The 3666-nt window shown below is 72.5% G+C and carries 3 protein-coding genes; all 3 read right to left on the minus strand.

Annotated elements, in window-relative coordinates:
• Window positions 1–1176 (minus strand): hypothetical protein (locus CCS38_RS03210; RefSeq protein WP_223731649.1); only part of this gene is annotated, 1176 nt, incomplete at its 3' end.
• Between the two features lie 174 nt (window positions 1177–1350).
• A complete protein-coding gene (locus CCS38_RS03215) occupies window positions 1351–2286 on the minus strand; it encodes an LCP family protein (RefSeq protein WP_223731651.1) in 936 nt (311 codons plus the stop codon).
• 223 nt (window positions 2287–2509) lie between these two features.
• The coding region (locus tag CCS38_RS03220; protein ID WP_223731650.1) for an SUKH-4 family immunity protein at window positions 2510–3666 on the minus strand (1157 nt) is incomplete at its 5' end.

The raw sequence follows: 3666 nt of genomic DNA on the forward strand, positions 1-3666 counted from the left end.
GGCGGGCACCGCTTCGGGGACGGGCACGGCTTCGGGGACGGGCGCGGCTTCGGGGGCGAGTGCCTCTTCGTACGCAGCGTCCGCGCCGCCTTCATGCCCAGCGTCCGCGCCGCCTTCATGCCCGGCGTTCGCGGCGCCTTCATACGCAGCGTCCGCGCCGCCTTCGTACGCAGCGTCCGCGGCCCCTTCGTGCCCAGCGCCCGGAGGCTCTTCGTGCGACGCGTCCCGCTGCTCTTCGTACGGCGCCTCGGTGTGCTCCCGTACGCCCTCCCCGCCATCCGCCGCCACGTCGTACACGTGCCCGGCGTCAGGCTCCCGTTCGTACCCCTGCTCGTAGCCCTGCTCGTGCTCCTGCTCCGCCGTGTCCGGGTCCTTGCCCATGAGGGTGGCCAGGCTGCTGCGTACGTGTGCCATGTGCGAGCGCAGCTCCTCGCGGCGCTCCTCGTGCTCGCGCAGGACGCGTTCCGTGGCGCGCTCGACGCGGGCCGCCTCCGCCTCGCCCTCCGCGATCAGTTCGGCGGCGCGGGCCGCGGCCTCCTCATCGATGTGCCGCGCGGACTCCTCCATCCTGGCGTAGTGGCGCTGCACCTCCACGATGCGCGCCTCGCCGCGCTCCTCCATGTCCGCGATCCGCTGCTCTATGGCCAGTTCCTGGTCGGCCAGTTCCTGCTCCGCCGCCGCCCATCGCTCGGCCAGGCTCTTCTCCTGGTCCTCCAGGACCTCCGCGGTGCGCCGGCGCATCTCGCGGAGCCCCTCCTCCGCGTCCCGGCGCGCCTCCTCGGCGGCTCTGGCGGCCTCCTCGACCATCGTCCGCGCCTCGGCCTCCGCCGCCTCCTCGGCGCGTACCGCGGCATCCTCGGCCTCCTGGCAGAGTCTCAGCGCGTACGCGTCGGCGGCGTCACCCTGCTCCCGCCCGTAGTCCGCCGCTTCCTCCCGCAGCCGCTCGGCGTCCGCCGCCGCTTCGGTGCGCAGCCGCTCCGCCTCGGACTCCACCGTGGTCAGGATCAGGCGGGCCTGCTCGCCCAGGGATTCGTACGTCTGGGGCGGCATATGGGCGAGGTACTCGCGCAGCCGTTCCAGCTCCGCGGTCATCTCGTTGGCCAGCACGGTGAGCCGGGCCGCCCGTTCCCAGCAGGAGTCGCGGTCCAGGGAGAGCCCTTCGACTCTGCGGTCCACGTCCGCCGGACGGTAACCACGCCCTCGTACGACCTCGAATCCGTGAGGCGACACCGATGCACTCATCCCTCAAAGCCCCTCTCCGACAGTGACGTGGTCCGGCGCACATCTTTGTTGATTGTTCCGAAGCGCCCATAACGCGACACTCCGCACCTATCACTGCCCAAGGATGCGTTACTTTTCCGCAGAAGTCGGAATCGGCTCGTCGGTGCGCAGGGCGCGGAACAATCGCCGCGCCCGCTCCGCGTCCCACACGAGCACGTCCCCCGCGCCGGCGACCACCGTCCCCGGGCCGTTGACCGGCACTGTCGTGGCCGTCCCCGAGCCCTTCGCCACCTGCTTCATCGACAGTCCCATCTGCGTCAGGTCCACCACGCCGGTCCGGCCGTCCACGCGCACCGCCGCCAGCGAGGCGTCCAGCGCCGGCACCGTCCGGAACGGGTTCAGCAGCGTCCCGGGGCCGAGCATCTTCTTCGACACCGCGCTGATCAGCTCCCGCTGACGCTGCACCCGCCCCAGATCGCCCTTCGGGTCGCTGTAGCGGGCGCGTACGTAGGCCAGCGCCTGCGTGCCGTTCATGTGCGAGCAGCCCGCCGGGAAATCTGCGCCGGACTTCTCGTCCTTCAGCGGCGCGTCCAGGCACAGCCGTACCCCGCCCAGCGCGTCCACCACCCGTACCAGGCCGAGGAAGTCGACCTCGGCGTAGTGGTCCACGCGCAGGCCCGTCGCCTGTTCGACGGTGCGCGAGAGCAGCTTCGCGCCGCCCAGCCCGTACGCCGCATTGATCTTGTTCTTGCCGTGTCCCGGCACCGCGACATAACTGTCCCGCGGCAGGCTCACCAGATACGGGCCGCTGTCCCCGTAGTGCAGCAGCATCACCGTATCGGTGTTGCGCACCGCGTCATGGCCCACATGCAGCTCCTGCTGCTGGCGAGGGGTCAGATCGCGCCGACTGTCGGAGCCCACCAGGAGCCAGTTCGTGCCCTTGCCCGCGGCCGGCCGGCCCTGATAGCCGCTCAATGCGTCCATCTGGCGCAGCTGACCGCCCGCCCAGAAGAACAGCGCGATTGCCAGCGCCACGGCCAGCAGCACCAGCACGGTCACCAGCAGCGCGATCCGCCGCGGCCAGGACCACCCGCGACGGCCCCGCCCGGGCCCCGCGCGGTACAGCGCCGTCGAACTCGGCTGCGGCGGCGACGGTGGGGACGGCGAGGACGGTGGGGCCATACCGGCATGATCGTGGCGCCCGACCCGCCTCGCAGGTCGAGCGCCACGTATGACACACCGTCACAGCCGTACGGGCGACACCGCGCTCAGCGCCGCCGCCCCACGGCTAGAGCAGGCCGTCCCACATCTGCTCCAGCAGGACCGACCACCAGGTCTCCGGCGAACTGAGCGCCGCCGGGTCCAGCGCCGCCAGCTGCACCTGGAAGTCGGTGGTCCAGCGGCCCGCCTGCTCCGGGTTCAGCCCGTACCGCAGCCGCCACATCCGGCCCAGCATCGCCATGCAGCGCACGAACTCCGGCAGCCCGGTGTTCACGAACTGCGGCGTCGCCGCCTGCCCACCGGGACCGGCCTCCAGCGGCACCGCAACGATGTGCGCCGTGCCGTACTGCACGCACAGCTGACGGCCGAAGTCCGAGCCCATGACCAGGTACGAGCCCGCGTCGGGAGCCGGCTGCACGCCCCGCTCCTGGGCCAGCTCCGCCAGCGTGGGCACCGGACGGCCCGGCTGCGCCTGCCCCCAGAAGAACGGGCCGAAATCGACCGGTACACCGGCCCAGACCAGGGTCTGCCCCACCACGTCGGGCACGCCCTGCCGGGAGACCGCGCGCTGATCGAAGCGGAACACTCCCTGCGGACCGAACGCCTGCTCAAGCTCCTGCCCGATCGTCTGCGGCGGGACCGGCGGCACGAGCTGGATCTGCGACGGGTGCGGCAGCGGCACCCGCACCGGCGCCGGACGGGCGGGCCCGTCCGCCACCTGGTGCAGCTCGCCCTGATGCTCCACCAGGTGCCGTACGCCCTGCTGCCGCGAGGCGTGGTCGTGGCCGTACGCGGCGGTGTGGCTGATCCGCACCTGCGGCCAGGTCTCCCGGATCATTCGGGCGCAGTAACCGCCCGGCAGATCACAGGACTCCAGCTCGGTGTGGAGCTCCAGCACCTGCTCCGGCGGCACGTTGAGCCCGCGCAGTTCGTGCAGGATCTGCCACTCCGGATGCGGCGTACCGGGCGCCGAACGCCGGATGATCTGCTGCTCGGAGCCGTCGGACGCGCGGTAACGCAGCACGGCCATGTAGCCGGGGCCGACCGTCGGCTGACCGGTCGGCGGCGCCTGCGGATAGCCGTACGCCGGCGGCGGCCCGGCCGGAGCGCCGGGCTGCCCCATGGGAGCGGCGGGCGGCGGCATACCGGGGCCGGGCGGAGGCTGCGCACCGGGAGCCGCCGGAGGCTGCCCAACAGGGGTGGCCGGAGGCTGCATACCGGGGG

Origin of the sequence: Streptomyces purpurogeneiscleroticus, assembly GCF_020024005.1 — a bacterium.
In the GTDB taxonomy this organism is placed as follows: domain Bacteria; phylum Actinomycetota; class Actinomycetes; order Streptomycetales; family Streptomycetaceae; genus Streptomyces; species Streptomyces purpurogeneiscleroticus.